Source organism: Paracoccus sp. PAMC 22219 (assembly GCF_000787695.1).
GTDB lineage: Bacteria > Pseudomonadota > Alphaproteobacteria > Rhodobacterales > Rhodobacteraceae > Paracoccus.
In genome coordinates this window covers 1-22992 of the sequence record NZ_BBPH01000052.1, presented here as the reverse complement: position 1 = coordinate 22992, position 22992 = coordinate 1, and the positions used below count along the sequence as shown (strand labels likewise).

General features: G+C 66.7%; 26 protein-coding genes, 1 tRNA gene and 2 pseudogenes. 10 read left to right on the top strand and 19 right to left on the bottom strand.

The features are described 5' to 3' along the window. Positions 1 to 240: pseudogene (locus TY51_RS22535) on the top strand (hypothetical protein); the annotation flags it as partial. Here the strand turns inward: TY51_RS22535 and TY51_RS23265 are convergent. The 4 genes and pseudogenes from TY51_RS23265 to TY51_RS06970 form a co-directional block, all read right to left on the bottom strand. Then, entirely contained in the window at positions 237 to 401 is a 165-nt protein-coding gene (locus tag TY51_RS23265; protein ID WP_231558946.1) for a hypothetical protein, read from the bottom strand. The pseudogene TY51_RS22535 and the gene TY51_RS23265 overlap by 4 nt on opposite strands. Before the next feature lie 49 nt (positions 402 to 450). Continuing rightward, positions 451 to 954: pseudogene (locus TY51_RS24500) on the bottom strand (hypothetical protein); the annotation flags it as partial. A 58-nt stretch (positions 955 to 1012) separates the two neighbouring features. Then, positions 1013 to 1657: a GntR family transcriptional regulator gene (locus TY51_RS06975; protein ID WP_081994762.1), complete on the bottom strand. Its 645-nt coding sequence runs from the start codon at positions 1655 to 1657 to the stop codon at positions 1013 to 1015. Between the two features lie 31 nt (positions 1658 to 1688). Next, complete coding sequence (locus TY51_RS06970; RefSeq protein ID WP_307535256.1) at positions 1689 to 2249, bottom strand: M48 family metallopeptidase; 561 nt, start codon at positions 2247 to 2249, stop codon at positions 1689 to 1691. A 230-nt stretch (positions 2250 to 2479) separates the two neighbouring features. Here TY51_RS06970 and TY51_RS06965 point away from each other — a divergent pair, with 230 nt between their 5' ends. Beyond that, the gene (locus TY51_RS06965) at positions 2480 to 2797 is read left to right on the top strand and encodes a TIGR02300 family protein (protein ID WP_042247579.1); all 318 of its coding nucleotides are present in this window, start codon (positions 2480 to 2482) and stop codon (positions 2795 to 2797) included. Positions 2798 to 2985: 188 nt separating this feature from the next. Then, positions 2986 to 3061 (top strand) — tRNA-Ala (locus tag TY51_RS06960). Positions 3062 to 3115: 54 nt separating this feature from the next. Here the strand turns inward: TY51_RS06960 and TY51_RS06955 are convergent. The 5 genes from TY51_RS06955 to TY51_RS06940 form a co-directional block, all read right to left on the bottom strand. Beyond that, the gene (locus TY51_RS06955) at positions 3116 to 4990 is read right to left on the bottom strand and encodes a hypothetical protein (protein ID WP_197054680.1); all 1875 of its coding nucleotides are present in this window, start codon (positions 4988 to 4990) and stop codon (positions 3116 to 3118) included. A gap of 52 nt (positions 4991 to 5042) precedes the next feature. Beyond that, the gene (locus tag TY51_RS20180; RefSeq protein ID WP_052649895.1) at positions 5043 to 5519 is read right to left on the bottom strand and encodes a hypothetical protein; all 477 of its coding nucleotides are present in this window, start codon (positions 5517 to 5519) and stop codon (positions 5043 to 5045) included. Between the two features lie 47 nt (positions 5520 to 5566). Beyond that, positions 5567 to 5701: a hypothetical protein gene (locus TY51_RS24495; RefSeq protein ID WP_373960473.1), complete on the bottom strand. Its 135-nt coding sequence runs from the start codon at positions 5699 to 5701 to the stop codon at positions 5567 to 5569. After that, on the bottom strand, positions 5689 to 6171 hold the full coding sequence (locus TY51_RS20175; RefSeq protein ID WP_052649893.1) for a hypothetical protein: 483 nt from the start codon (positions 6169 to 6171) through the stop codon (positions 5689 to 5691). Before TY51_RS20175 ends, TY51_RS24495 begins: the two co-directional genes overlap by 13 nt. 1001 nt (positions 6172 to 7172) lie before the next feature. Continuing rightward, complete coding sequence (locus TY51_RS06940) at positions 7173 to 8696, bottom strand: MFS transporter (protein ID WP_042247572.1); 1524 nt, start codon at positions 8694 to 8696, stop codon at positions 7173 to 7175. An 80-nt stretch (positions 8697 to 8776) separates the two neighbouring features. On the opposite strand from TY51_RS06940, the gene TY51_RS06935 reads away from it, so the two are divergent. Both TY51_RS06935 and TY51_RS06930 read left to right on the top strand, forming a co-directional pair. Further along, a complete protein-coding gene (locus TY51_RS06935; RefSeq protein WP_042247570.1) occupies positions 8777 to 9325 on the top strand; it encodes a TetR/AcrR family transcriptional regulator in 549 nt (182 codons plus the stop codon). 200 nt (positions 9326 to 9525) lie between these two features. Beyond that, positions 9526 to 10533, top strand: a complete 1008-nt coding sequence (locus tag TY51_RS06930) for an exonuclease domain-containing protein (protein ID WP_081994759.1) — start codon at positions 9526 to 9528, stop codon at positions 10531 to 10533. A 290-nt stretch (positions 10534 to 10823) separates the two neighbouring features. Here TY51_RS06930 and TY51_RS06925 read toward each other — a convergent pair whose 3' ends face one another. The 7 genes from TY51_RS06925 to purC all read right to left on the bottom strand — a co-directional run bounded on the left by TY51_RS06925 (position 10824) and on the right by purC (position 16577). After that, a complete protein-coding gene (locus TY51_RS06925; RefSeq protein WP_042247568.1) occupies positions 10824 to 12155 on the bottom strand; it encodes a glutamine synthetase family protein in 1332 nt (443 codons plus the stop codon). 4 nt (positions 12156 to 12159) lie between these two features. Beyond that, positions 12160 to 12984 (bottom strand): ABC transporter permease, encoded by an 825-nt coding sequence (locus TY51_RS06920; RefSeq protein WP_042247567.1) that lies wholly within the window; start codon positions 12982 to 12984, stop codon positions 12160 to 12162. After that, on the bottom strand, positions 12981 to 13862 hold the full coding sequence (locus TY51_RS06915; protein ID WP_042247565.1) for an ABC transporter permease: 882 nt from the start codon (positions 13860 to 13862) through the stop codon (positions 12981 to 12983). Before TY51_RS06915 ends, TY51_RS06920 begins: the two co-directional genes overlap by 4 nt. A gap of 50 nt (positions 13863 to 13912) precedes the next feature. Further along, on the bottom strand, positions 13913 to 14647 hold the full coding sequence (locus TY51_RS06910; protein ID WP_042247563.1) for a transporter substrate-binding domain-containing protein: 735 nt from the start codon (positions 14645 to 14647) through the stop codon (positions 13913 to 13915). Between the two features lie 24 nt (positions 14648 to 14671). After that, a complete protein-coding gene (locus TY51_RS06905; RefSeq protein ID WP_042247561.1) occupies positions 14672 to 15469 on the bottom strand; it encodes an ABC transporter ATP-binding protein in 798 nt (265 codons plus the stop codon). A gap of 92 nt (positions 15470 to 15561) precedes the next feature. Beyond that, positions 15562 to 15801, bottom strand: a complete 240-nt coding sequence (gene purS / locus TY51_RS06900) for a phosphoribosylformylglycinamidine synthase subunit PurS (RefSeq protein WP_042247559.1) — start codon at positions 15799 to 15801, stop codon at positions 15562 to 15564. 14 nt (positions 15802 to 15815) lie between these two features. After that, positions 15816 to 16577: a phosphoribosylaminoimidazolesuccinocarboxamide synthase gene (gene purC, locus TY51_RS06895; RefSeq protein ID WP_042247558.1), complete on the bottom strand. Its 762-nt coding sequence runs from the start codon at positions 16575 to 16577 to the stop codon at positions 15816 to 15818. Positions 16578 to 16708: 131 nt separating this feature from the next. On the opposite strand from purC, the gene TY51_RS06890 reads away from it, so the two are divergent. Together TY51_RS06890 and TY51_RS06885 are read left to right on the top strand one after the other, a co-directional pair. Beyond that, positions 16709 to 17023, top strand: coding sequence for a DUF1476 domain-containing protein (locus tag TY51_RS06890; protein WP_042247556.1), 315 nt, complete (start codon positions 16709 to 16711; stop codon positions 17021 to 17023). A 181-nt stretch (positions 17024 to 17204) separates the two neighbouring features. After that, entirely contained in the window at positions 17205 to 17747 is a 543-nt protein-coding gene (locus TY51_RS06885) for a cytochrome b (RefSeq protein ID WP_042247553.1), read from the top strand. Here the strand turns inward: TY51_RS06885 and TY51_RS06880 are convergent. From TY51_RS06880 to TY51_RS06870, 3 genes are read right to left on the bottom strand one after another with little or no spacing between them, the layout of a single operon-like run. Continuing rightward, positions 17744 to 19042, bottom strand: a complete 1299-nt coding sequence (locus tag TY51_RS06880; protein WP_042247552.1) for an MATE family efflux transporter — start codon at positions 19040 to 19042, stop codon at positions 17744 to 17746. The two genes, TY51_RS06885 and TY51_RS06880, sit on opposite strands and share 4 nt — an antisense overlap. Then, a complete protein-coding gene (locus TY51_RS06875) occupies positions 19039 to 19539 on the bottom strand; it encodes a PaaI family thioesterase (protein WP_042247551.1) in 501 nt (166 codons plus the stop codon). Before TY51_RS06875 ends, TY51_RS06880 begins: the two co-directional genes overlap by 4 nt. Before the next feature lie 2 nt (positions 19540 to 19541). Beyond that, the gene (locus tag TY51_RS06870; RefSeq protein WP_042247550.1) at positions 19542 to 19967 is read right to left on the bottom strand and encodes a PaaI family thioesterase; all 426 of its coding nucleotides are present in this window, start codon (positions 19965 to 19967) and stop codon (positions 19542 to 19544) included. A gap of 162 nt (positions 19968 to 20129) precedes the next feature. On the opposite strand from TY51_RS06870, the gene TY51_RS06865 reads away from it, so the two are divergent. The 3 genes from TY51_RS06865 to TY51_RS06855 all read left to right on the top strand — a co-directional run bounded on the left by TY51_RS06865 (position 20130) and on the right by TY51_RS06855 (position 22766). Next, complete coding sequence (locus tag TY51_RS06865; RefSeq protein ID WP_206692757.1) at positions 20130 to 20477, top strand: MerR family DNA-binding transcriptional regulator; 348 nt, start codon at positions 20130 to 20132, stop codon at positions 20475 to 20477. Positions 20478 to 20583: 106 nt separating this feature from the next. Continuing rightward, on the top strand, positions 20584 to 20976 hold the full coding sequence (locus tag TY51_RS06860; RefSeq protein WP_042247548.1) for a MerR family DNA-binding transcriptional regulator: 393 nt from the start codon (positions 20584 to 20586) through the stop codon (positions 20974 to 20976). Between the two features lie 11 nt (positions 20977 to 20987). Next, complete coding sequence (locus TY51_RS06855) at positions 20988 to 22766, top strand: acyl-CoA dehydrogenase C-terminal domain-containing protein (RefSeq protein ID WP_042247547.1); 1779 nt, start codon at positions 20988 to 20990, stop codon at positions 22764 to 22766. Positions 22767 to 22992: the final 226 nt, after the last annotated feature.

Here is a 22992-nt window from a genome sequence, read left to right as displayed (position 1 = left end):
GCCGCACCGGGCTGGACCGCGGGCGCCGGGGCCTATTACGCGCTGCCGTCGGGCGGCATGGCGGTGGGCGCCGACACGTTCAGCGCCCAGTTCCCTGTCGTGGCGATGATCTTTGGCCAGTCCGGCCTGATCGCCGGTGCGGCGATCGAGGGCACGAAATACAGCCGCGTCATCCCCTCGGCCCTGCCCGACGTTCAGTTCGGCACCATGAGCCTGCCGCCGATGGGCGTGCAGGGCTAGGACGGCACCCGCAGCGCCGCGCGGTCATCGGCCAGCCCGATGACCATCGCGGCCTCGAACCCGCCCTCGACCTGGGTGACCTCGGCATAGGCGCCCTGCCCGGCGCGGCGCGCGATGCCGTCCTGATCGTTGAAGATCAGCTCGCGTGCTGGCGCGCGCATAATCGGGAAGCTGGTCGAACACCGCGCGGCTGAAGCGGTCGGGAAAGAAGATCTGACCGGTCAGCAGGTCTCGCTCCCCCAGCAGCACCTTGAAATGCACATGCGCGGTGCGGCCCTGATACCAACCCGGCCAGATCGTGCGGAACGCCGCCCGCCCGGCCTGATTGGTCGTCTGCGCGCCGCGCAGAAACGTCTCTCCGCGCAGGTCGCCCTGCTGCTGTCCCGGATAACCGCTGTAGTTTCCCTGCGCGTCGCAATGCCAGACATCGACCCGCGCCCCCTGGATCGGCCGGCAGGCCGCATCCACCACCTGCAGCCGCAGCGCCAGCGGATGACCCGCGCGCCGTCGCGGATGTCGCCGCGCATCAGGCGGGGGTCGAAATAGAACGGGCCTTCGGTGGTTTCCGGGGTCAGCTGACAGACATTCGCGGCGATCAGCCGGGCTGCGCGGGCGTCTTGGGCCAGCGCCTGACCCACCGTCCCGATCCCCAGGACGGACGGCGCGGCGATGGCAAGGCTTCGCAACAGCTGACGGCGGTCGATCATCGGGCATCTCCTGTGGTCTGACCGCCATGATGCCCGGCAGGCGCGCGGGCAAAGTCACATTGCCGTCAGCCGCCCTCGGTCGAGGTCAGGTGCCGCAGCCCGTGCGTCACGTCCGCCCGCACCGCCAGCCGCAGTGCAGGCTCGTCCCCGGCACGCAGGGCGGCCAGGATCATCCGGTGATGGCGCGGCGGCTCGTTGCGCCGCACGCGCCCGTACAGCGCGCGCATGGTCGGTCCCAGCTGCAGCCAGATCGTCTCCAGCATGGCCAGCATCGCCGGGGCCTGCGCGCGCAGATACAGCATGCGGTGAAATTCCAGGTTGCAGCGGATATAGCCGACCGCGTCGTGGCGTTCGACCGCATCCGCGATCCGCCCGTTCATCACCGCCAGCCGGTCGATCAGCGCGAAATGCGCCCGCGGCAGGGCGCGGGCGGCCAGCTCCGGCTCGATCAGCGCGCGCAGGGCGGCCAGTTCCTCGATCCGGTCGTCTGACAGGGCGGGGGTGGCCACGCGCCCCGATCCCGACAGGGTCAGCGCGCCTTCGGCCACCAGACGGCGCACGGCCTCGCGCGCGGGGGTCATCGACAGGTTGTGGTCGCGGGCGATGCCGCGCAGGGTCAGCGCCTTGCCCGGCGGCAGTTCCCCCAGCATGATCTGGCTGCGCAGGCTGCGATACAGGCGTTCATGGGCGGTGGGGTCTGTCGGGCTCATGGCCATGATGTGATCACAAATCCGGGCTGCGTCAATCGCGGAACTGCCACAGCATCAGATCGCCGCCCTGCGCGCGCAGCCAGGCCCGGTGCGGGGCGTGACCGGGCATCAGCGCCTCGACCTGCGCCCAGAAGCGGGCCGAGTGATCCATGTATGCCAGATGCGCGACCTCGTGCGCCGCGACATAGTCCAGCACCACCGGCGGGGCCATCGCCAGCCGCCACGAAAACATCAGCCGCCCGTCATGGGTGCAGCTGCCCCACCGCGACCGCGTATCGCGCAGCGCGATGGCGGCATAGGGCCGCCCCAACGCCTCCGCGAACCGGTCACAGGCGACCCGCAGGCGCAGCATCGCCAGATGCTTGAGCCAGGCGGCGGCGACCGCGCCCGCGGGCCGGCCTTCGGGGATCAGCAGGCGATCTTCCTGGACCTGGGCGCGTCGCACCGGCGCCGGCGTCAGGATCAGGGCCCGCCCCTCGACGGGCAGGGCCGCGCCGGGCACCGCCACCTGCCGCAGGGGCAGCCGCCCGACCGCCGCACGCAGCCAGTCGCGCCGCGATTGCGCGAAATCCTGCCCTCGGCCAGGGCACACCCGTCGGCAGCGTCAGGACCGCGCCCGACCCGTCGCGCGGCACGCGCAGGGTCATGCGCCGCGCGCGCGCCGAGCGGCGCAACCGCACCACCAGCCCGTCTTCGATGATGATCCGCTGATCGCCGCTTGCCATGCCCGCCTTGGCCTGCCAGATAAAGCCTTTGACACCCTCTGGCCTCTGTGGCAGGGGATCACCCGATTTCCCCTAATCGCGGCTGAAGGAGAATACCATGCCCAAAGAGGAATGGGGCACCAAACGCCTGTGCCCGCATTGCGCCACCCGCTTTTACGACCTGAAGGCAGATCCGATGACCTGCCCGGCCTGCGGGAACACGTTCACGCTGACCAGCCTGACCGACGGTCGTGGCAAGACGCTGGTGACCGAAAAGACGGCCGCGGCGACCGATGACGACGAACTGGTCGACGACGAGGAGGATATCGCCGACGACGCGGGCGAGATCGACGACGACCTGCTGGAAGAGGATGATGACGACGGCGACGTGTCGCTGGACGACATCGCCGATGTCGCGGGCGACGAAGAAGAATAAGATCCAAGGCCGCGCCCGAAATGGCGCGGCCTTGTTCGTTTCAGGCCCCGATGCCGGCCACCGCGCGGGGCCGCCAAGGAAATTCCGGAAACTGCGCAGGCACGCCGATTTTCCGCTTGCACCCCGCAGCGCCCCCTCCTATAGACCCCACACGCGGCGGCGCAGACGCGCTTCGCGGACCTCACGGTGGGGCCATAGCTCAGTTGGTAGAGCGCTTGAATGGCATTCAAGAGGTCAGGGGTTCGATTCCCCTTGGCTCCACCATTAATCATCTTCTGACATTTCAGCGCTGCATGACGCCCCTGCGGGCGGGCGTTTTCATGCCCATGCGTCGGCGTCCAGCACGAACCCCGGCAGCCAGCGGTACAGCATCGTGCCCGGAAGGTGCACCGCCGGGCGGGACAGGGTCGTGCGCAGCAGGCCGCGCCGGGCCGAATGGGCATTGCCGTCGATCCGCATGTTCTGACGCTGCATCGCGTAGCGCAGCCCGGTGATCGGCCCGTCCACGGTCAGATGCAGGTCGTGGCCGTCCAGGGCCAGCGCGGTGATCGCACCGCCGCCAATGACCTCGACACCCAGAAATTCATCGATCCCCATCCCGCCATAGGGCGACTCGGTGTGAGCCGCCAACGCCTCGTCCGGCCGCAGCGCAAAGCGCAGCGTGATCCGGTCGCCCTGACGCCGTGCGGTCGGACGTGGGATCGTCCAGCCCCGTCCTGCCATCGTCTCGCGCAGCGCCCAAGCCGCCAGTTCTCCGATGATGCGGGAATGGTGCAGGTCGGGATGCACGCGGTCCGACAGCGCCGAGGGATAGATCGGCCCGACCATCACGGCATCGTCGCGCCCGGCCGCGAAGGCCAGCTGTTCGGTCGCCGTGTGGGTGGTGTCGCTGCCATGATGCGACTGGTCGGACCCGGCGGTCTGCATCAGAAGGATCATCTTGCGCGCGGCCGGGTAAAGATCGTCCAGCCGCGACCGGATCCGGTCCCAATGCGCACTCAAGGCGGCCAGATAGGCACCCGGCGGCGCCTGACGGTCGGCCTCTCCCTGGATCCAGAAATAGACGACATCCGCGGGCGCGATGCCCTGCCGCGCATAGGCCAGGTGCGTGGCATCGATGATCTGGTCCATGTTGTACCTAACCAGCCCGTCGGGGTCGTCCAGAACAGCGATGGATTGCCCAAAGACCGGACTGCCCGAGACGGCGACAGGCGCAAGGCGAAGCTGGTCGTGATCGCCCCCGTTCTGCCCGGACAGCGCCTGCGCCATCGCCAAGGCCGGCGGCATCGGCCCCGCGATCCTGACCTGCGCCATGACGGCGTCTGCTGCATCGACAGGCCCGGGTCGCGTCTGCAGCCCCTGGAGGTCCACGGGACGCCTGTCCGGCCCGGTATGGACCCCGCCCAGCATCTGCACGTCAGGGCGGCCAAGATCGGCAAGCGCCAACCTGTCGCCGGGCGGAACATCCGGCCCCACGGCCAGGGACTGGCCGTTGAAATGGATCAACAGCGGCGATCCAGCACCCGCATCCCCACCGGGGCTGGGCCATGACGACATCCACGCGCGCAGGTCATCGCGGCTGCCATTCTGCAGCGCCTGCAGGCGCAGTGCATGCAGCGTCATGGCACCCCTGTCGCCGACCCGGATCTGGCGCAGTTGCAGGATGTCGACAGGATCAAAGGCGGCAGCGTCCTCGATCAGGCCGTCGTCGTGACGCATGATCAGGTGACCCCCGGCCGTCAGCACGAAACAGACCGTCTGCCGATGATCCCGGTGGCTGACCAGATCCATCCGCGCAGCCCCGGCCCGGACGACCCACTGCGCCCCCATGTCGCGAAACGACAGGCTTCGGCCATTCGCGTCGATCAGCGACAACAGGGATTCGCAGGCGGACGCCTCATGCAGAGAAAAGCTGATTTCCAGCAGAATGGCCTTGGCATGAAGATATGCGGCGGGCGGCAAGGTGCAGCGCAGGCCGGTCCCGGACGCGATCCTAACGCCGTCCGGTCCGGCGGTCAGGGGGCTGCCCGGCGGATGCACCTTGAGGGCAAGATCGCGGTCACCCCGAACGGCCACCATGGCAACCTGCGTCTCCGGCCTGTCCGGAAGCGTCAGGACCATGGAGTGAGACACCTCCACCGTTGGTGCAGCGGCATCACGGGCGACGCGATGCGACGCGCCGCTATCGGTCATCAGGACATCCGTGCATGGCATCCCTGGCGCGATAGCGCATACCCGGCCCCCCTCAGGCAGAGGCGGCAGCGGTTCTTTTGGCGTGCCGGTCCAGGTTCTCGTCCAGCGGGCGGAAGGCCTGCCCATGCATTTCCGCGATGCGCTGCAGGTCCGCGTCGCGCTGGCTGTCGGTCAGCGCGGGCCAGGGCGTGTCGCCCGTGATCATGCCGCGGTCGCGCAGGACCTGCCAGGTCCGGGGGAAATCCATCTCTCCGAAGGACCCGCGTCCGGGGCGCAGCGCGCCGCCCTGAACCCAGTCCCGTTTCAAGGCATTCACCTCGAACGCGGTCATGCCGGTGAAGGTCTGCAGCTGCCGCACGAAGCCTGGGGCGAAATCCATGCTGCGCCGGGTCAGGATCGCCACCCGCTGCGCGGCATTGCCGACATAGGCCATCATGTGCAGCGGAGAGCAGTCCACCGTGATGATGTCCCGCGCCGCCTTGTAGTGGGCGATCTGGACCGCCGCCGGGTGCTTTTGCGGGTGGAACATCTGATAGCCCTCATCCGCCAGATAGCCCTCCAGCAGGCCCTCCGCGATCAGGCCGCCGCGCTGCGCGGGCAGCAGGCTGCGCGAGACATAGATCCGCTCGGGCCTGCCGGGTCGATCCCCGCACCCGCATGGGTGCCGACAAAGTCGCGGAACTTGGCGCTGCCGGTGGTCAGGTCGCCCATGCCGACGCCTGGCGGGGCACATGCAGGCGCTCGACCCGCGTGGGCGTCGTGATGCAACGCACCGGCACGTCCAGCCCCAGGGAATCCATTAGCGGCCGCAGCGCCTTGATCATGGGCTCCAGGTTGGCCGATGTCTGCTTGGGCGTGAACAGCACGCCGTCGATCTGACCGCGCAGCACGTCCAGCGCCCATGCCCGCGCGAAACTTTCGGTGATGAAATGGCCGAAATGGCCGTAAAGCGTGCCGCCGAACATCCAGGTGCCGGACAATGTCTCGACCGTGTCGGGCATGGCGGGGGCAGAGTTTACGGGCTCCTGGCTGTTCGACCAGCTGATCGAGTTCGCCACCATCTGTCCATCGGGCGTCAGCACCCCCGAGGCCTGCTGGCGCCCCCGGCCATCGACCGGCGGCGGCACCAGGATCGCGTCCTGCACAAGAACCAGATCGTCAGGCGCTTCGAGGTCAAACATCGTCAATGGCTCCGATGGCTGGAATTCGTCGGGATGAAAAGTGTTGATCGCTGCAACCAGTACGTGAACGCTACAGGACCGGAATGATCCGGTCCAGCCTCCCCTCATCCCCCGCGTGCAGTCACGCGGTCAGCCTGATCGCACAGCGGGCTGAGAGCCGAGGCGGCTGTGCGGGCCATTTCCGCGTAGAGCGCATTCATATGGGCCTCGGACCAGACGATTCCGGCACTGAAATCCGTTCCCGTTGCACCCTAGGCCACGGTGTTGATCGCAATGGCCAAACCGTTTCGTCAGAGAGCACATCAGCACCTCCGCTGCCCTATCGGCCGCAGAAGAGGGCGAGATTCCTTCTACCGAAAACAACGTCGAACCGGTAGAGATTTTCATGGTCCATCTGCCAACCCCAATCAGCGGCCGCAATGCACGGGGTCAGGAAATACATTCCCTTTACATGGACGTCGAAAAGACCGTCGGACGACACCTTAGTAGTCGGGGTGCAGCGCTTGCCTGAGACTGCAGGCGCCCCTGCCCAGAATGATCCGATGTGAAGCCTCCGCGACCTTCACCGCTGCCAAGCCGGCACTCACGCCAACCGCTTCAGGTTCAGCTATTCGGCGACAGTGCCGATGATCAGCGGCATTACCAAGGCTAGCCCCGTCGCACCCTGTACTGAGCTGGCACTGGGACTGCGCCCTGCCCTCCTGGGCGAGTTGGCGGTCGCGGCCAATCTGCACGCAGGTGACATCGTCGTGGTCAGGATCAAAGCCGCCTGACCGGACGTGACGGATGTCATGCCGGGCCTGATACTGGCGCAGAGGGCTGCCATCAGCCATGCCGCCGGCTCTGAAAACGTGCCTGAGTTCACCCGCCGTCATCCGCGTCTGTCCAGCGCCCCCCGGGTCGGGAGATGCGGGCCGCACGGCTGAGCGCGTGACGGGCGCGACGATCGCGGGTCATCAAGCCGCGCCGACCCTTGCACGACCGGTCAGGTTCGGAGCCGCTCAATGGTGGGTCGCCGCGGATGCCGGGCGGTGACCGGAAAGCGCCACGAACACCACGACCGCCAGCACGGTGATCACGACGGCCGATGTGGTCAGCAGCACGGAATGGGTCTGCGTAAACGCGGCCTTTCCGGCGGCGATCAGCGCCGCGCCCTGGTCTCCGTCCAGTCGCCCCGCCACGATATACGTGTCGCCGATGGCGCGGGTGGCCTGTGCGGCCAGATCGGCCGGGATGGTCGCCGGCACCTCCATCGCACGGCTGAAGACATTGGACATGAAGACCCCGAAGACGGTGATGCCAAGACCGGTGCCCAGCTCGTATCCGGTCGCCTCCAGCGAACCCGCCGCGCCGCCCTTGCTGGCATCCACCGCGCCCATGATCGCGATCGACGATGCCGTCAGCCCGATGCTGAGCGTCAGGCCGAGCACGGCAAGCGCCGACGGCACCGACAGGCTCGGATCCTGAAAATCGCTCTGCGCCAAAGACATCAGCGCGGCGGCAGCAATGACCAGCGACAGGCTGGCGACCCCTCGCAGCCCGAAACGGTTGGACAGGTAGCCCGCCACCGGCCCGCCGATGGCCGCGGCCGCCATGATCGGAACCATGAACAGACCGGCCTGCAGCGGGGTCTTGCCCATCACGTATTGCAGCTCTTGCGCCAGGGTCAGTTCCACCCCCGCCAAGGCGCCCGACGCGACGATCGCCATGATGAGGCCCGCACCGATGGCAGGATGCGACAGCAGCGACAGGTCCAGCATCGGCTTTGGCGAGCGGACCTGCATGCGCATGAACAGCGCCAGAACCGCAATGCCCGATGCCACGACAAGCGCCGCTACGGGCAGGGAGTGCTTGGCACCGAAACCCGCCTTGATGCCATAGACGATGGAGATCATCCCCACGATCAGCAGCAGGGCCTGGCCGATGGGCCATTTGCCAAGGGTCGTCCGTTCGACACGCGGCAGCAGCAGCCAGCAGGCCGGGGCCACGATCAGCATGACCGGCACGTTGATCAGAAAGACCGAGCCCCACCAGAAATGCTCCAGAAGGGCGCCGCCGGCCAACGGTCCGACCGCCGCCCCCGCAGCGCCCACCGTTCCCCAAAGCCCAAGCGCCATGGCTCGCTCTCCATCGTCGACGAATGTCTTGCGGATCAGGCCCAGAACACAGGGAAGGATCATCGATCCCCCCAGTGCCAGCAGCACCCGCGCGGCAATCAGGACCGCCGCGCTTTGGGCAAACGCCGCCCACGCCGACGCGCACGCGAAGATCACCAGACCCGTCAGCAGGATCTTGCGGTTGCCAACCCGGTCGGACAACGTTCCCATCGGCACCAGAAGCCCCGCCATCAGCAGCGGATAGATGTCGATGATCCACAGGACCTCGGTTCCGGACGCGTTCAGGGCCTGCGTAAGCGTCGGCACCGCGACATGCAGGATCGTCATGTCCAGGACGACGGGAAGAAAGGCCAGCATGACGGCCAGCAGCACCAGCCAGCGTTTCGGATCGGGGTGTCGGACGGACATGGTTCACCTGAGGTTTCCGTTGCAGGCGCCGATATAAATACATACGTATGGAATGCAACCGGAATGGGGATGAGGGGAAATTGGGCAGGACACCGACAATCAGCCGCGACAGGTTGCTGAACCTCGCCGAAGAGATCGTGCGCAACGGCGGTGGCGGCGCGTTGACCATCGGTGCGCTGGCGCAGGCCGCGGGCATCTCGAAGGGCGGTGTGCAGTATACGTTCGCCAGCAAGGATGCGCTTGTCCGCGGCCTGATCGACCGCTGGACCAGCCAGTTCGACGCGATGCTGGGCGATCACGCCGCAGAGGATCCGGTCAGCTTCATCCTGCGCTATATCGCGGCGACACGGGTCTCGCAGCAGGCGATCAATGCCAAGATGGCGGCGCTGCTGGTCAGCTATCTGGAAGATCCGGCGAACCTGCAGGAAACCCGCGACTGGTATCACGGGATCTTCGCACGGCTTGCCGGTGACACCCCGTCCGCACAGGCCGCGCGCGTGGCGTTCCTGGCGGTCGAGGGGCTGTTTCTGATGCGGATCAACGGGATCGATGCGGATGGCAGCTGGACCAGCCTGCTGGACGATGTCGAAGCCGTCCTGACCCTGCTTGCCAAACCGGCATCAGACTGAACCGTTGGCACGCGCGGTTGTGCCCACTTGGCAAGACAGTCAAAGGCCGTCGGCAAACCGCACGTTTGGCCAACCTTGCGTGGCTAAGACCACCGGCAGTCATTCTGTTCCGCACAATGAAGGTTCCGCTTTGCAGACAGAGGCCTGACCTTGGATCGCGCTTCTGGTACGGTCGAGGATAGTGAGAAAAGAGGGTGTGAATGGCATTTGCCGATTGGCTTTCTAAACGCAGTCAGGATCGTGGATCGCGCGGTCAGCAAACGGCGGATGGTGCCGCGTTCCCACCCTCCCGGACCGACCACGCCCCTGACAGACCGCATTTTGACCATGCCGAACAGGTCCCTCAGGGACGCTTCCGCTTCATCGCGCTGGATGTGGAGACGGCCTGCAACGACGCGGCCAGCATCTGCCAGATCGGTCTTGCCTGCGTGCAGCCCGACGACCAGATCGTGACATTCTCGATGCTGATCAATCCCCGCACCCGGTTCGCACCGTTCAACATCCGGCTGCACGGCATCGGACCCGACCATGTGGCCCAGGCGCCCGGGTTCGACGACGCCCTGCCGATTCTTCTGCCCCTGTTGACGCAGCACCGGCTTGTCCAACACAGCAACTTTGACCGGCAGGCGATGAATGCCGCCTGCCGGTGCTACGGCATCGACGTCCCCGACCTGCTATGGAGCGACAGCGTCGCGATTGCACGGCGGGCATGGCCGGAGCTGAGAGGGAACGGCGGGCACGGGCTGGCCAACCTCAAGCGCATGCTGAACCTCAGCTTTCATCACCATGACGCGGGCGAGGACGCACGGGCGGCGGCGATGGTCGTGCAACATGCCGAGCGCCATCTGGGCCTGCCCTTCGAGGATCTGATCAAGCCCGCGCGCACGAAGGGCAATGTCGCCACGGTAATGGCCGGAAACCCGTCGGGTCCCCTGGCCGGTTCCACGGTGGTTTTCACGGGAACGCTCGGCCTGCCGCGAACCGAGGCGGCCGCAATGGCGGCCCAGGCCGGGATGTCGGTCAGGGCGGGCGTGACCACGCACACCACCCACCTTGTCATCGGCGATCAGGATCAAACCGTTCTTGCGGGGCACGCCCAAAGCAGCAAGCACCGAAAGGCCCAAGAGATGCAAGGCGCGGGCCATCCCATCCGGATCATCACCGAAAGCGACTTTCGAAAGCTTGTCGCGGGCGACGCTTCCGCGTGATCCGTTCCGGCACTGCGCGACACGCCAATGCCGAGGTTCAGGGCCGACAGCGCATCGCGATCCTGCCGGTTCGGTGCTGCAGGCCCGCCAATCGCTTGAAAGCAGGCCGCATATGAGTCCATGCGCCTCATGTCTTCCACGGACACAGGCTTGGCCTCCGGCCTGCACCGCTTACGCCGACACCCTGACGTGGTTGCGAAAACGAAGGCCGGCCGCATCAGCGGCAGGTCTATGGTTGTCAGGATGGAAGCGGGTTCGGCCGAATGGACGTCCTATCCGGGCACGCGCAATCAGACCGTATCCAGATACAGCTCGACCGTTTCCTCGTCCGACAGTTCGGCCATGTAGTGCAGCTCCTGGCGCTTGGTCATCAGATAGTTGTCGACCAAGTGGGCGGGCAGGATGCGACGGATTTCGGCGCAGGTGTCGAACGCCTCGATCGCCGCGCCCCAATCGCCGGGCAGCTGCGACAGCCTCTGGTCATAGGCGTTGCCCTTGAAAGGCGCGGGGGCGACCAGCTGATCTTCGATCCCGTTCAGGGCGGCGCCCAGGATGGCGGCGATGGTCAGATAGGGGTTCACGTCGCCACCGGCCACGCGGTGTTCGATCCGCCGCGCCTTGGGACCCGATGACGGGATGCGGATCGCGGCCGTGCGGTTCTCATAGGCCCAACCGATGCCGGTCGGCGCATGCGCGTTGGGGACCAGCCGATCATAGCTGTTTTCATGCGGGGCGAAGAGCAGGGTTGATCCGGGCATGGCGCGAAGACAGCCGGCGACGGCCTGACGCAGGGCCTCGGTCCCCTCCTCGCCGCCATTGTCGAAGATGTTGCGCCCGGCCCGGTCCAGGATCGAGAAATGCATGTGCATGCCGTTGCCCGCGAACATCTCGTATGGCTTGGCCATGAAGCTGGCGGCAAAGCCGTAGGTGCGGGCGATGCCCTTGACCAGCATCTTGAACAGCCAGGTGTCGTCGGCGGCCTTCAGCGGGTCGGCCTGGTGCATCAGGTTGATCTCGAACTGCCCCGGTCCGGCCTCCGAGATGGCGGTGTCGGCCGGAATGTCCATCGCCTCGCAGGCGTCATAGAGCGTGGTGAAGAACTGGTCGAACGCATCGAGCGCGCGCAGCGACAGAACCTCGCCGCCGGTGCGTCGCTTGCCGGATTTCGGGCTGGGCGGCACGCGCAAGGTCTTGCCGCTGTCGTCGATCAGGAAGAACTCCAGCTCGGTCGCCACCACCGGCACCAACCCGGCCGCGACATAGCGTTCGGCCACGCGGGCCAGCGCCTGCCGGGGATCGCCGTCATAGGGCGTGCCATCGGGATGGAACATCCACAGCGGCAGCAGACCCGTGGGCGCGTCCAGCCAGGGCATCGGCAGGAACCCGCGTTCCGTGGGCAGCAGCACGCCGTCGGGATCGCCGGATTCAAAGACCAGCGGGCTGTCCTCGACGTCCTCGCCCCAGATGTCCAGGTTCAGGACCGAATAGGGAAACTTGGTCCCCTCCTCCAGCAGCTTGCCGGCATAGCGGGCGGGCACGCGCTTGCCTCGCGCGACACCGTTCAGGTCTGCTGCCGCGACGCGGATCGTCTTGACCTCGGGGTGTTCGCGCAGCCATTCCATGGGTTTATCTCATCAACTGGGGACGGTACCGGACGCGGCTGGTCGCACCCGGCAGGTGCCGGTTCAGCCGCCTGTTCACCCTGCCGAAAACCCAGATCAAAGCCAAGGTGGCGGCGATGAAATAAGCGGCGGCAATGGGATAGGCGACAAAGGGGTTGAACGTCCGGTCCGCGAAGTAGCTGGCATAGTACAGCGCGTCGCCCTTCTGCTGGAACGCCGGAAAGCCGCTGAAATAGACCAGCGTCGTGGCGTGGAACAGAAAGATGGCCTCGTTCGTGTAGCTGGGCCAGGCCAGGCGCAGCATGGTCGGCCAGACGACGCGGCGGAACCGCTTCCACCCGGTCAGGCCATAGGCGTCGGCGGCCTCGACCTCTCCCTTGGGGACGGACATCAGCGCGCCGTGAAAGATCTGCGCGGAATAGGCGGCGGTGTTCAGGATCAGCACGACCAGCGCCCCGGCCCAGGCCCGCGTCAGCCAGCTGGTCTGGACGGTCATCCCGAAGATGTCGATCCCCGCCCGCGGCAGCAGCACCAGCGATTCATAGGCGATGAAGAACTGGATGAACAACGGGCTGCCGCGAAAGACGAAGATGAACGCATCCGCGGGCTTGCGCAGCCAGGGGTTGGCGCTGGCCTTGGCCACCGCCAGTGCGGTCGCGATGACAAAGCCGACCGACAGGGCCAGCACGGCGAAATACAGGTTCCAGATCAGCCCCGACCCGATCAGCGTCGCCTGTTGGCACAGGTTGTAATCGGCGCGCGGCAGCAGGCGTTCGCCAAGGCCGATCGACCGAAGGCCGTAATCCATGATGGTCTGGACGCAGCTCATGCCGGGGTCCCCTTGCGCAGCGCTTCGCCACCCATGGTGGCCTGCCCGCGCGACAGCCGCGCCGTGACGCGGTCAAGAATGCGCCCCGAAATCCACGTCATGCCCAGATAGAACACCAGGATGCCCAGGAAATAGTACAGCCGCCAATCCGGATGCGGATAGCTGAAGGCGCTGGTCTTGGACCCGCCCAGTTCGCGCGCCCAATAGACGATATCCTCGACCCCCAGCAGGAACAGCAGCGGCGTGGCCTTGATCAGGATCATCCACAGGTTCGACAGGCCCGGCAGGGCATAGGTCCACATCTGCGGGATCAGCACCCGGCGGTTCACCTGACGCGTGCTCATGCCGTACGCCTCGGCCGTTTCCAGCTGGGCGCGGGGCACGGCCTGCATGGCCCCCGACAACACGTTCGCGGCAAAGGCGCCAAAGACGATGGAAAAGGCGATGACCGCCAGAAAGATGCCATAGACGTCGTGCACCCAGGGGGCCGCGTTGCTCAGCGGCAGCTTGGCCGCGGCGCAGACGACGAAATCATTGCCCTGCCGCACCGGCGCATCGGTGTCGCACAGCGCCTGGTGGCGGACCCATTCGAAGGCCTGGTCCAGCGCGATCGGCACGAACAGAAAGAAGATGATGTCGGGCACCCCGCGCACCATCGAGGTGTACAGCCCCCCGAACCAGCGCAGCGGCGCGATGCGCGACCGGCTGGCCATGGCGCCCCCGAACCCGAACAGCAGTGCGATGGGCGCGGTGATCGCCAGCAGCAGCAGCACCGTCCCGAAGCTGGCATAGAACAGCAGATGCGTGCCCGATGTCAGGTAACACGACAGCCACGCAAGCCCCTGCAACAGGGACGGATCGGTGCAATATGCGAACATGGGACTTCCCGAAGGGCCGCCGCGGAACGGGTCCGCGGCGGCAGGTCAGATCATTCGAACAGCAGCGCGTCGTCGCCGAACCACTTGGTGATCAGCGCGTTCAGGCTGCCGTCTTCCTTCATCGCGGTGATCTGGGCGTCGAAGGTCGCCAGCAGTTCCGTGTCGGACTGGCGCAGGCCCATGCCGATGCCCTCGCCCAGGGCGACCTGGTCCATGCCCTCGACCCAGACCAGCTCTCCGCCGGATTCCTCGACGATGGGCGCCAGAAAGTCGCGGTCGGCCAGGATGGCGTCGGCCTCTCCGTTGCGGACGGCGGCGACGGCCTGGTCGGGGTTCGGGAACTCGATCAGCGTGGCCTCGGTCTCGGCGACATAGCCGGCCTGGATGGTGCTGGTCTGGGCGGCCACGACCGCGGTGTTCACGTCCACGTCGGCGGCCAGCGCGGCATAGGCCGACGGCGTCGCGGGGGTATAGGGCTGGGTGAAGGCGATGACCGCCTGGCGTTCCTCGTTGATGTTCATGCCGGCCATGATCGTGTCATAGTTCGACGACACCAGGTTCGGGATGATCGAATCCCAATCGTTGCGGACCCAGGTGCATTCCAGCTCGGCGCGGGTGCACAGCTCGTTGCCCAGCTCGATCTCGAAACCGGTGACTTCGCCGGTGGCGTCGTCAATGAAGTTGTAGGGGGCATAGGCGCCCTCGGTTCCCATGCGGATGGTCTGCGCCTGAGCCAGACCCGCGGTCAGCATCAGGGCGGTGGCGGCAATCGTCAGCGATTTCATTCGGGGGTCTCTCCTGTTGGTTTCTTATGTCGCCATCGTCGCGGACAGGAACTGGCGCAGACGGTCGGTCTGCGGGTTCCCGAACAGGCGGTCCGGCGGGCCTTCTTCGCAGACCACGCCCTGGTGCAGGAACACGACGTGATCGCTGACATCGGCGGCCAGCCGCATGTCATGGGTGACCAGGATCATCGTGCGATGCTCTCCGGCCAGATCCTTGATGACGCGCACGACCTCCTGCTGCAGCTCGGGGTCCAGCGCGCTGGTGGGTTCGTCGAACAGCAGCGCCTTGGGCTGCATGCAGAGCGCGCGGGCGATGGCCGCCCGCTGCTGCTGGCCGCCCGACAGCTGGGCGGGCCAGGCGTCGGCCTTGTCGCCGATGCCGACCTTGGCCAGCAGGTCGCGGGCACGGGCCTCGACCGCGGCGCGATCCTCGCCCAGCACGGTGACCGGGGCCTCCATGACGTTCTGCAGGATCGTCATGTGGGCCCACAGGTTGAACTGCTGGAACACCATCGACAGGTTGGTGCGCATCCGCGTGACCTGCGCGCCGTCGGCGGGCTGGCGGTTCTGCCCCTGCCCCTTCCAGCGGACCGGTTCGCCCTCGAACAGGATCTCTCCGGCCTGGCTGTTCTCCAGCAGGTTGCAGCAGCGCAGCAGCGTCGACTTGCCCGACCCGGAGGACCCGATCAGGCTGATCACATGGCCACGGGGCGCGGTCATGGACACGCCCTTGAGAACCTCAAGCTGGCCATAGGATTTGTGCAATCCGTTGATCGCGATGACCGGGGCGGCGTTCTGGGGGGTCGGGGTCTGGTTCATCATCCGCACATTGGGCGTCAAACGCGCGCGTTTGCAACGGGGTGCAGGGGGCAACCTGCCGATAAGGGCAGGCTGCCGCAGCGTCAGGCGAAACCTTACGCAATCTCGATCGAATATTTCTCGATCACGGTGTTGGCCAGCAGGCCCTCGCACATCTTCGCGACCTCGGCCCGGGCGGCCTCGGCGTCGGTGGCAGCCAGGTCCAGCTCGATCAGCTTGCCCTGGCGGACGCCGGTGACGTCCTGGTGGCCAAGCCCGCCCAGGGCATGGCGGATCGCCTCGCCCTGGGGGTCCAGGACGCCGTCCTTCAGCATGATGGTGACACGTGCTTTCATGGCGGCGTTCCTTCTCAGTTGATCGCGGTCGGTTTCAGGCTGGTGGTGTTGGCGGGCATCAGGCCCAGCCTGCGCGCCACCTCGGTATAGGCGTCGGTCAGGTTGCCCAGGTCGCGGCGGAACACGTCCTTGTCCAGCTTCTGCCCGGTCTTGACGTCCCACAGCCGGCAGCTGTCGGGGCTGATCTCGTCCGCCACGATCAGGCGCATGAAATCGTTGTCCCAGACCCGTCCGACCTCGATCTTGAAGTCAATCAGCTTGATGCCGGCGCCATAGAACACCCCCGACAGGAAATCGTTGACGCGCAGCGCCAGCGACACGATGTCGTCCAGGTCCTGCTGGGTCGCCCAGCCAAAGGCGATGATGTATTCCTCGGACACCATCGGGTCGCCCAGCTCGTCGTTCTTGTAGCTGTACTCGACGATGGGGCGCGGCAGGGCGGTGCCCTCCTCGATTCCAAGACGCTTGGACAGCGACCCGGCGGCGAAGTTGCGCACGATCACTTCCAGCGGGATGATCTCGACCTGGCGGATCAGCTGTTCGCGCATGTTGATGCGACGGATGAAGTGGTTCGGGACGCCGATGTTCGTCAGCCCGTTCATGAAGAACTCGGACAGGCGGTTGTTCAGCACGCCCTTGCCTTCGATGGTGGCGCGTTTCTGCGCGTTGAAGGCAGTTGCGTCATCCTTGAAATACTGGATCAGCGTGCCCGGCTCGGTGCCTTCGTAAAGGATCTTCGCCTTGCCTTCGTAAACTTTCTTGCGCCGCGGTGCCATGGGCCCACCGTCCTTTCGCATGTCCCTGAAGATGCCGCTTAGCGCGGATTGCCCGTCGGGGGCAAGACGAGCCTTGCGACAAGGGGCCCCGATGCGCATATCTTGACCCACAAGACGCACAGGAGAGCCCGATGACCACGTTCAACGACCGAGAGCGCGCCCACGAATCCAAGTTCGCCCATGACGCCGATCTGCGCTTCAAGGCCGAGGCGCGCCGCAATCGCCTGCTGGGCGAATGGGCGGCAGAGCAGCTGGGCAAGACCGGCGACGACGCGCGCGCCTATGCGATGACCGTCGTCAGCGCCGATTTCGACGAACCCGGAGAGGAAGACGTCTTCCGCAAGGTCGAGGCCGACCTGACCGGCGTGGCCGACGCCGCCACGATCCGCGCGCAGATGGCCCGCCTGATGGACGAGGCCCGCCGCCAGGTCATCGACGAGGCCTGAACCGCCGCCACGAACCGCATTAAGGGGGGCATCGCGCCCCCCTTTTTCATGCCGTCGCGCGCTGCGCATCCAGCAGGCAATGCGGGTCAAGCTTTGGTGACCCGGCATTTTCGCCATCGCATTTTCACCGAACCGTGGGATGAAAAGGCCGACAGGCCCATCAACCACAGGATACCGGATCATGCTTTGGGACAATCGGGACCGCTACCGCATCGTCACCAGAACGCTTCACTGGGGAATCGCCGCCCTGATGGTCTGGCAGTTCGGCGGCATGCTGTCCGAACGCCTGCTGGGAGAGGAGGCCGCGCTGGCCGTGGCGCTGACCGGCAATCACACCCAGGTCGGGACCGTCCTGTTCGTGCTGATCGTCATCCGCGTGGTCTGGGCCATCCTGAACCGCCACCGCCGCCCGCCGCGCCGCGCGGGCCTGCTGGGCTATGCGGCCAGATTGGGGCATTTCGCGCTGTATGCCTTGATGCTGGCCGTCCCCTCTGCCGCGCTGCTGCGGGCCTGGGGCGGTGAACGGGGATTTGCGCCCTTCGGGTTCCAGATCTTCGCGCCCCGGACCCCAGATCAGGTCGTCAAGACCGCCACCGACATCGGCTCGAACTTCCACGGAGAGCTGGCTTGGGTCATGGGCGTGCTGATCCTGGGCCATATCGCGATGGCGCTGTTCCACCAGGTCGTGCTGCGCGACCGCCTGCTGCGACGGATGGCGGGCTAGGCCGCTGCGGCCTCGGCGTTGGGATAGCGGCGCAGCATCGTCACCGCGCGGGCCAGGTTCAGCACCATCAGCGCCGCCCACAGCCCGTGATTGCCCCAGAACGGCGGCAGGATCAGCACGCAGGCGACAAAGACCGCGACTGACCGGATCATCGCGTTGCGCATGTCGCGCGTCAGCGTGGCGCCGATGAAGATGCCGTCCAGCATCCAGCTGGCCACGCCGATCAGGGGCGCCAGCCCCAGCCAAGGCAGATAGATCCGCGCCTCGGCCCGCACCGCGTCGGACGTGGTCAGCAGATCGATGATCGCGCCCCCCGCGATGACGAAGACCAGCCCCATCACGACCGCGCCCCCCAGCCCCCAGGCGGAGGTCAGCAGCGCCGCCCGCCGCACCCGGTCGGGCCGGCGCGCGCCCACGGCCTGTCCCACCAGGCTTTCGGCGGCAAAGGCGAACCCGTCCAGCGCATAGGCAGTCAGCGCCACGAACTGCAGCAGCACCTGGTTCGCGGCCAGCGGCACGTCGCCCTGCCCCGCGCCCAGGAACAGAAAGCTGGTCATGCACCCCTGCAGCAGCACCGACCGGATCATGATGTCGCTGTTCACCCGCGCCAGCCGCGTCAGCCGGTCGCGCGCCCACAGCCCCGCCGCGCGCCGCGCCTGTCCCAGCACGTGCCGCGCCAGCCACAGGCCCAGTGCAAGACCTGACATCTCGGCGATCAGCGTGGCCCATGCGACGCCCGCCACGCCCAGCCCCAGGCCCAGCACGAACCACAGGTCCAGCGCCACGTTCAGCCCGTTCTGCAACAGCTGCAGGCCCAGCACCGCGCGGGTGCGTTCGACCGCGATCAGCCAGCCTGTGATCGCATACAACCCGATGGTGGCGGGCGCGCCCCAGATGCGGATCGCCAGATAGTCGCGGGCCAGTGCCTCGACCCCGTCCGACGCGGGGGCCAGCCGGAAGGCCGCCCAGAAGATCGGTGCCTGCAACGCGATGAAGACCAGACCCGCGGCGGCGGCGATGGCCAGCGCGCGCAGCAGATGGGCGCCGACCTCGGGCTGGTCGCCCGCGCCATGCGCCTGCGCCACCAGACCGGACGTGCCCATGCGCAGGAACCCGAACACCCAATAGATCGAGGTCAGGATGATCGCGCCGATCCCCACCGCGCCGATGGCCTGCGGCTGGCCCAGCTGACCCACGACGCCGGTGTCGACCAGCCCCAGCAGGGGCACCGTCATGTTCGACAGCACGATGGGCACCGCGATCTGCAGCACCCGGCGGTTGGTCAGCAGGCTCAAGGCTGCGGCATCAGGAAGTGACCGGTGGCCTGGGCGATCAGGCGGGCGCGGTTGTCCTGCCACGCCTCGACATGGACGGACGCGTAACGCCGCCCCGACCGCACCACGCGGGCGCGGGCATAGGCATCACGGGGCAGGCCCGACCGCAGGTAATCCACGGTGAAATCGATGGTCTTGGGCAGCCGCGGCAGGCTGTCGGGCACGGCCGCGTCGGGGGCGATGCGGCCCGATTCCAGGTCCTCCCACATGGCGGCCCAGCCCAGTTCGATGATCGCCGTGACCTCCAGGAAGGCCGCCGTGACCCCGCCGTGGATCGCGGGCAGCATCGGGTTGCCGATCAGCTTGTCGTCATAGGGCAGGATCGCGGTCAGCTCGTCCCCGCGGCGGTCGAAGCGGATGCCCAGCCAGGTCATGTAGGGCACGCCCGTGACCATCGCGGCCAGCGCCGAATCGCGGCGCGACTTGATCTGGTGCAGTGGCTCGTTGCGGTCGCCCATGATCACCGCTCCGCCGTGAAGGCGCCGGTGGCAGCCGCGACGGGGTTGTCGGGGTCCTCGTCCAGCGCCACCGCGCGCAGAAAGGCCACGCTCCGTGTCATGTGATAGCATTCTGCCCGTGCGGTGATCCGCTGTCCCGGCGTCGCCGCCCGCATGTAGTCGATGCGCAGGTCGATCGTCGCCGTCGATCGCGGGTTCGTCGGATGCGCCATCACCGCCGCCCCGCAGCAGGTGTCCATCAGCGCCGAGACCACGCCGCCGTGGATCACCCCGGTGCGCGGATCGCCGACCAGATGTTCGGCCCAGGGCATGCTGATTGTGGCGCGGCCCGCGCCGATCTCGTCCACGCGCATGCCCAGGGCGCGCGCATGGGGGATCGCCTCAATGAACTGCTGGGCGATGCGGGCGTGATCGTCGGGATCGGTCATGGGGCGTCCTTCTTTGCGCGAGGGGTAGCGTCGGGTCGGGACCCGGATCAAGCCCCGGCGCGCGATTCGGTTGAGAAAGGATGCGGCTGCGCTTAGGTTGACGCCAAGGGAAATCTTCCAGGGAGGTGCCGGGTGACCGAAGACCGCATCAGCTTCAAGGACATGTGCGCACGGTTCGAGGTGACGCCCCGCACGCTGCGCTATTACGAATACATCGAACTGCTGCAGCCCCGAAAGGAAGGTCGCGCCAGGTTCTATGGCCCGCGAGAGGTCGCGCGCATGACCCTGATCCTGCGCGGACGCCGCTTCGGCTTTAGCCTGGAGGAGATCCGCCAATGGCTGCAGATCTATGACAAGAAGGGCTCGCGTGAGCAGTATCAGGTCTGGATCGACATGGCCGACCGCCAGCTGGCGGTGCTGGACGGGCAGATCGCCGACCTGACGGCGGCGCGCGCGGACCTGGACCAGCTGCGTCAGACCACGGTGGCCGAACTGGCCAAGATGGGCTGACGCGGCGGCATGCGGGCCCGTGACGCCGCGTCCTGCTTACGTTCGCGTCAACTTGGGGCTATGTTCAGGGCAGGACGGAAAGCCGGTTTGAGGAGGAGCCGCACCCATGTCCGAAGATCTGATGACCATCCGCCAGATGTGCGACGCCTTTGACGTGACCCCGCGCACGCTGCGGTTCTACGAGGCACGAGAGCTGATCTTTCCCCAGCGCCGCGGCCAGCACCGGCTGTATGATCGGCGCGACCGGGCCCGGCTGATCCTGATCCTGCGCGGCAAGCGCTTCGGGTTCAGCCTGGAACAGATCCGCCAGCTGCTGCAGCTGTACGAACCCGGCGGCACGAACCGCGCGCAGATCGCGGCCACGATCGAGGTCGGTCGCGACCGCCTGGCGGACATGGAACGGCAATATGCCGAACTGAGCGAGGCGATCGCCGACCTTCGCCAGCAGATCTCGGACGCCACGGGCCGGCTTTCCGCAGCCCCCACAGAACAGCCGTAAAGGATCCCGACATGCCTTCGTACACGCCCCCGATCCGCGACCTGCAGTTCGTCCTGCACGACGTTCTGAAGCTGTCGCACTCTGACCTGCCCGGCCATGACGAACTGGCCCCCGATTTCACCGAAGCCGTGCTGGAGGCCGCCGGCAAGCTGGCGTCCGAGGTGCTGGCCCCCCTGAACCTGCCCGGCGACCAGCAGGGCTGCGTCCTGGAAAACGGCGTCGTGCGCACCCCCGACGGGTTCCGCGCGGCCTTCGACCAGGTCAAGGAAGGCGGCTGGACCGCGCTGGACTGCGACCCGGAATATGGTGGCCAGGGCATGCCCTATACGATGGGCGTCGCCACCGGAGAGATGTTCGTGTCGGCCAACATGGCCTTCAACATGTACCAGGGTCTGACCCACGGCGCCTATTCCGCGATCCACGCGCATGGCACCGACGAGCAGAAGCAGACCTGGCTGCCCAAGATGGTCAGCTGCGACTGGACCGGCACGATGAACCTGACCGAACCGCATTGCGGCACCGATCTGGGCCTGCTGCGCACCAAGGCGGAACCCCAGGATGACGGCAGCTATCTGATCACGGGCCAGAAGATCTTCATCTCGGCCGGCGATCATGACATGGCGGAAAACGTCGTCCATCTGGTGCTGGCCAAGGCGCCGGGCGGCGGAGAGGGCACCAAGGGCATCAGCCTGTTCATCGTGCCGAAGTTCCTGGTGAATGCCGACGGCTCTCTGGGCGATCGCAACGGCGTGTCCGTGGGCGCGCTGGAGCACAAGATGGGCATCCACGCCAATGCCACCTGCGTGATGAACTATGACGGCGCGAAGGGCTGGCTGCTGGGCGATCTGCACAAGGGCATGCGCGCCATGTTCACCATGATGAACGAGGCGCGTCTGGGCGTGGGCCTGCAGGGCTATGCCGCGGCGGTGCCCGCGTATCAGAACGCGCTGGCCTATGCCAAGGACCGCCTGCAGGGCCGCGCCGTGACCGGTGCGCAGAACCCGAAGGGCGCGGCCGATCCGCTGATCGTGCATCCCGACATCCGCCGCAGCCTGCTGGATCAGAAAAGCTTCATCGAGGGCGCCCGCGCCCTGGCACTGTGGGGCGCGCACCTGATCGACCGCGGCCACCTGGCCGACGACAAGGACGCCGAGGGGCTGGTGTCGCTGATGACCCCCGTCATCAAGGGCTTCCTGACCGACAAGGGCTTCGAGGCGACGGTGCTGGCGCAGCAGGTTCTGGGCGGCCACGGCTATGTCGAGGAATGGGGCATGAGCCAGTTCGTCCGCGACGCCCGCATCACCATGATCTATGAAGGCGCGAACGGCGTGCAGGCGCTGGACCTTGTCGGTCGCAAGCTGGCGCAGGACGGTGGCAAGCACGTCATGGCGTTCTTCGACATGGTCAAGACCTTCTGCAAGGAGCAGTCCGGCAACCAGGCGCTGGCAGCCGACTTCATCGAACCGCTCAAGGCCGCATCCAAGGACCTGCAGGCGGCATCCATGTTCTTCATGGAACGCGGCATGAAGAACCCGAACGATGCGCTGTCGGGCAGCTACGACTTCATGCACCTGTTTGGCCACGTGACCCTGGGCTACATGTGGGCACGGATGGCCGTTGCCGCACAGGCGGCGCTGGACGCGGGCAGTGCGGACCCGGCCTTCCACAAGACCAAGCTGGCGACCGGCCGATACTACATGAAACGGCAGCTGCCGATGACCGCGACGCACTTGGCCCGCATCCAGTCCGGAGCGGCCACCGTGATGGAGCTGGAGGCTGAAGCCTTCTGATCCGGCGGCACGGGCGGAGAGGTCGGAATGGGTATTTGCACAACGGAGACATTCCAGGTGCGCCCCGGCCCCTCCGCTTTTCCAAGCGGTCAGGCGTTATCGGCCCAAGAGCCGGGGCGGCTTCTCCGTTGGCGGTCATCGGCTCCCCAGCCTGTACCGCAGCGCCAAGTCTAACGGCGCATGGTTAAGAAGGGGTGAAGCCGCCTCTTCTTCGTTGTCCAAATAC

Excerpts from the sequence above, each read along its gene's own strand:
- TY51_RS23265 (WP_231558946.1), bottom strand. The coding sequence starts at position 401 with ATGCGCGCGCCAGCACGCGAGCTGATCTTCAACGATCAGGACGGCATC.
- TY51_RS06975 (WP_081994762.1), bottom strand. The coding sequence starts at position 1,657 with ATGAGCCCGACAGACCCCACCGCCCATGAACGCCTGTATCGCAGCCTG.
- TY51_RS06965 (WP_042247579.1), top strand. The coding sequence starts at position 2,480 with ATGCCCAAAGAGGAATGGGGCACCAAACGCCTGTGCCCGCATTGCGCC.
- TY51_RS06955 (WP_197054680.1), bottom strand. The coding sequence starts at position 4,990 with ATGACCGATAGCGGCGCGTCGCATCGCGTCGCCCGTGATGCCGCTGCA.
- TY51_RS20180 (WP_052649895.1), bottom strand. The coding sequence starts at position 5,519 with ATGTTCCACCCGCAAAAGCACCCGGCGGCGGTCCAGATCGCCCACTAC.
- TY51_RS24495 (WP_373960473.1), bottom strand. The coding sequence starts at position 5,701 with ATGGGCGACCTGACCACCGGCAGCGCCAAGTTCCGCGACTTTGTCGGC.
- TY51_RS20175 (WP_052649893.1), bottom strand. The coding sequence starts at position 6,171 with ATGTTTGACCTCGAAGCGCCTGACGATCTGGTTCTTGTGCAGGACGCG.
- TY51_RS06940 (WP_042247572.1), bottom strand. The coding sequence starts at position 8,696 with ATGTCCGTCCGACACCCCGATCCGAAACGCTGGCTGGTGCTGCTGGCC.
- TY51_RS06930 (WP_081994759.1), top strand. The coding sequence starts at position 9,526 with ATGGCATTTGCCGATTGGCTTTCTAAACGCAGTCAGGATCGTGGATCG.
- TY51_RS06925 (WP_042247568.1), bottom strand. The coding sequence starts at position 12,155 with ATGGAATGGCTGCGCGAACACCCCGAGGTCAAGACGATCCGCGTCGCG.
- TY51_RS06920 (WP_042247567.1), bottom strand. The coding sequence starts at position 12,984 with ATGAGCTGCGTCCAGACCATCATGGATTACGGCCTTCGGTCGATCGGC.
- TY51_RS06915 (WP_042247565.1), bottom strand. The coding sequence starts at position 13,862 with ATGTTCGCATATTGCACCGATCCGTCCCTGTTGCAGGGGCTTGCGTGG.
- TY51_RS06910 (WP_042247563.1), bottom strand. The coding sequence starts at position 14,647 with ATGAAATCGCTGACGATTGCCGCCACCGCCCTGATGCTGACCGCGGGT.
- TY51_RS06905 (WP_042247561.1), bottom strand. The coding sequence starts at position 15,469 with ATGATGAACCAGACCCCGACCCCCCAGAACGCCGCCCCGGTCATCGCG.
- purS (WP_042247559.1), bottom strand. The coding sequence starts at position 15,801 with ATGAAAGCACGTGTCACCATCATGCTGAAGGACGGCGTCCTGGACCCC.
- purC (WP_042247558.1), bottom strand. The coding sequence starts at position 16,577 with ATGGCACCGCGGCGCAAGAAAGTTTACGAAGGCAAGGCGAAGATCCTT.
- TY51_RS06890 (WP_042247556.1), top strand. The coding sequence starts at position 16,709 with ATGACCACGTTCAACGACCGAGAGCGCGCCCACGAATCCAAGTTCGCC.
- TY51_RS06885 (WP_042247553.1), top strand. The coding sequence starts at position 17,205 with ATGCTTTGGGACAATCGGGACCGCTACCGCATCGTCACCAGAACGCTT.
- TY51_RS06875 (WP_042247551.1), bottom strand. The coding sequence starts at position 19,539 with ATGGGCGACCGCAACGAGCCACTGCACCAGATCAAGTCGCGCCGCGAT.
- TY51_RS06870 (WP_042247550.1), bottom strand. The coding sequence starts at position 19,967 with ATGACCGATCCCGACGATCACGCCCGCATCGCCCAGCAGTTCATTGAG.
- TY51_RS06865 (WP_206692757.1), top strand. The coding sequence starts at position 20,130 with ATGTGCGCACGGTTCGAGGTGACGCCCCGCACGCTGCGCTATTACGAA.
- TY51_RS06860 (WP_042247548.1), top strand. The coding sequence starts at position 20,584 with ATGTCCGAAGATCTGATGACCATCCGCCAGATGTGCGACGCCTTTGAC.
- TY51_RS06855 (WP_042247547.1), top strand. The coding sequence starts at position 20,988 with ATGCCTTCGTACACGCCCCCGATCCGCGACCTGCAGTTCGTCCTGCAC.